General features: G+C 52.9%; 3 protein-coding genes. All 3 read left to right on the top strand.

Going from position 1 to position 2,694, the window contains the following annotated elements:
* Nucleotides 1-469: IMPACT family protein (locus tag FDW87_RS08535; RefSeq protein ID WP_252363082.1), on the top strand; the 469-nt coding region annotated here is incomplete at its 5' end.
* A gap of 38 nt (nucleotides 470-507) precedes the next feature.
* Nucleotides 508-1,959 (top strand): Trk system potassium transporter TrkH, encoded by a 1,452-nt coding sequence (gene trkH / locus FDW87_RS08530; protein ID WP_003017848.1) that lies wholly within the window; start codon nucleotides 508-510, stop codon nucleotides 1,957-1,959.
* Between the two features lie 11 nt (nucleotides 1,960-1,970).
* Complete coding sequence (gene hemG, locus FDW87_RS08525) at nucleotides 1,971-2,516, top strand: menaquinone-dependent protoporphyrinogen IX dehydrogenase (RefSeq protein WP_016157860.1); 546 nt, start codon at nucleotides 1,971-1,973, stop codon at nucleotides 2,514-2,516.
* The last annotated feature ends 178 nt before the right edge of the window (nucleotides 2,517-2,694 follow it).

Here is a 2,694-nt window from a genome sequence, read left to right as displayed (position 1 = left end):
CCGCCACCATTGTGTGGCTTGGGTGGCGGGCGCGCCCAATGACTCGCAGCAGCTGGGATTTTCAGACGATGGCGAACCGGCAGGTACGGCAGGAAAACCGATGCTCGCGCAGCTGATGGGGAGTGGCATCGGTGAGATTACCGCGGTGGTGGTGCGCTACTACGGCGGTATCCTTCTGGGTACGGGTGGGCTAGTGAAAGCCTACGGTGGCGGCGTGAATCAGGCGTTGCGTCAGTTAACGACGCAGCGCAAGACGCCATTAACCGAATATACTTTGCAGTGTGAGTACGGTCAGCTGGCAGGCATTGAAGCTTTGCTGGGGCAGTTTGACGGTAAAGTTGTTGCCAGTGATTACCAGGCTTTTGTTCGGCTCAGGGTGGCGCTTCCTTATGCCAAAGTGGATGAATTTTCGGCAAAACTGGCGGATTTTAGTCGTGGTTCATTGCAATTGTCAGCGATTGAAGAATAATCCCCACCTCATTTTAAAGAACTAAGGAAGCGGCAGAGATGCATTTTCGCGCCATCACCCGAATCGTTGGACTACTGGTCATCTTATTCTCGGGGACAATGATTATCCCCGGACTGGTAGCGCTCATCTACCGCGATGGGGCAGGGCGTGCGTTTACTCAAACTTTCTTCGTTGCTCTGGCGATCGGCTCCATGCTGTGGTGGCCAAACCGTAAAGAGAAGGGCGAGCTGAAATCGCGCGAAGGGTTTCTGATTGTCGTTTTGTTCTGGACCGTGCTGGGTAGCGTGGGTGCGCTACCGTTCATCTTTGCGGAAAGCCCTAACCTCACGATAACCGACGCTTTTTTTGAATCCTTCTCCGGATTAACCACCACGGGGGCGACAACGCTGGTGGGGCTGGATTCATTGCCACACGCTATCCTCTTTTATCGACAGATGCTGCAATGGTTCGGCGGGATGGGGATCATCGTGCTGGCGGTGGCTATTTTGCCTATTCTTGGCGTCGGTGGGATGCAGCTCTACCGGGCAGAAATGCCGGGCCCGCTGAAAGATAACAAAATGCGTCCGCGTATTGCCGAAACGGCGAAAACGCTGTGGCTTATCTATGTATTACTGACGGTGGCGTGTGCGCTGGCGCTATGGTTTGCCGGGATGCCCGCGTTTGACGCTATTGGGCACAGCTTTGCTACGATAGCCATCGGCGGCTTTTCCACACACGATGCCAGCGTGGGGTATTTCGACAGTCCCACGATTAACACCATTATTGCTATCTTCTTGCTGATCTCCGGTTGTAACTATGGTCTGCACTTCTCTTTATTAAGCGGTCGCAGCCTGAAGGTCTACTGGCGCGATCCAGAATTCCGCATGTTCATTGGGGTGCAGCTGACGCTGGTGGCTGTCTGTACGCTGGTGCTGTGGATACACAATACCTACGGTTCGGCACTCACGACCATCAACCAGGCTTTTTTTCAGGTGGTATCAATGGCGACGACCGCCGGATTCACTACGGACAGTATTGCCCGCTGGCCGTTGTTCCTGCCGGTGCTGTTGCTGTGTTCTGCTTTTATTGGCGGCTGTGCCGGGTCGACGGGCGGCGGCTTGAAGGTGATTCGAATCCTGTTGCTGTTTAAGCAGGGTAACCGCGAATTGAAACGACTGGTCCACCCGAATGCGGTTTACAGTATCAAGCTGGGTAACCGTGCTTTGCCGGAGCGAATCCTTGAAGCTGTGTGGGGATTCTTCTCTGCCTATGCGCTGGTCTTTATTATCAGTATGCTGGCGATTATTGCGACCGGTGTTGATGACTTCTCCGCGTTTGCCTCTGTTGTGGCGACGCTGAATAACCTGGGGCCAGGGCTGGGGGTTGTCGCCGACAACTTTGCCAGTATGAACCCCGTGGCGAAGTGGATCCTGATTGCCAATATGCTGTTTGGTCGTCTGGAGGTCTTTACCCTGCTGGTACTCTTTACCCCTACTTTCTGGCGTGAATAATGGAGTAACACGTGAAAACACTGATTCTTTTTTCTTCCCGGGACGGACAAACGCGTGAAATCGCCGAGTATCTGGCTTCTGAACTCAAAGAGCTGGGCGTTTGGGCGGATGTCGTTAATTTGCATCGTACCGCGGAGCCTGACTGGCAACATTATGACAGCGTGGTGATTGGCGCCTCGATTCGCTATGGTCATTACCATGCAGCTTTTCAGGAGTTTGTGAAAAAGCATGCCACGCGGCTGAACGCGATGCCGAGTGCCTTCTACTCCGTAAACCTGGTTGCCCGTAAACCGGAGAAACGCACGCCGCAAACTAACAGCTATGCGCGTAAGTTCCTGATGAGTTCGCCGTGGCGGCCTGATCGCAGTGCGGTTATTGCTGGCGCTTTACTGTATCCCCGCTATCGCTGGTATGACCGCGTTATGATCCAACTGATAATGAAGATGTCAGGCGGTGAAACAGATACCAATAAAGAAGTGGTGTATACCGATTGGGAACAGGTCGCGGATTTCGCGCGGGAAATCGCCCAATTAACCCACAAAACGTTGTCAAAATAAGCACAAAGAATAAAAAATACGCACTCGGAAGATTATTTTAAATTTCCCCTTGTCAGCCTGAAATAACTCCCTATAATGCGCCTCCACTGACACGGAACAACGGATTACAAACCGCCGGGTCAGCGGGGTTCCACTGAGAATCTCGCAGAGAAAAGCAAAAATAAATGCTTGACTCTGA

The sequence above is a fragment of the Citrobacter sp. wls826 genome (assembly GCF_005281245.1).
Taxonomy (GTDB): Bacteria; Pseudomonadota; Gammaproteobacteria; order Enterobacterales; family Enterobacteriaceae; genus Citrobacter; species Citrobacter braakii.
The sequence above is the reverse complement of the archived record's forward strand: the minus strand, read 5'-3'. Positions and strand labels throughout refer to the sequence as shown.

What these genes read in the sequence shown, in the direction of transcription:
- trkH (WP_003017848.1), top strand. Translation starts at nt 508, where the DNA reads ATGCATTTTCGCGCCATCACCCGAATCGTTGGACTACTGGTCATCTTA.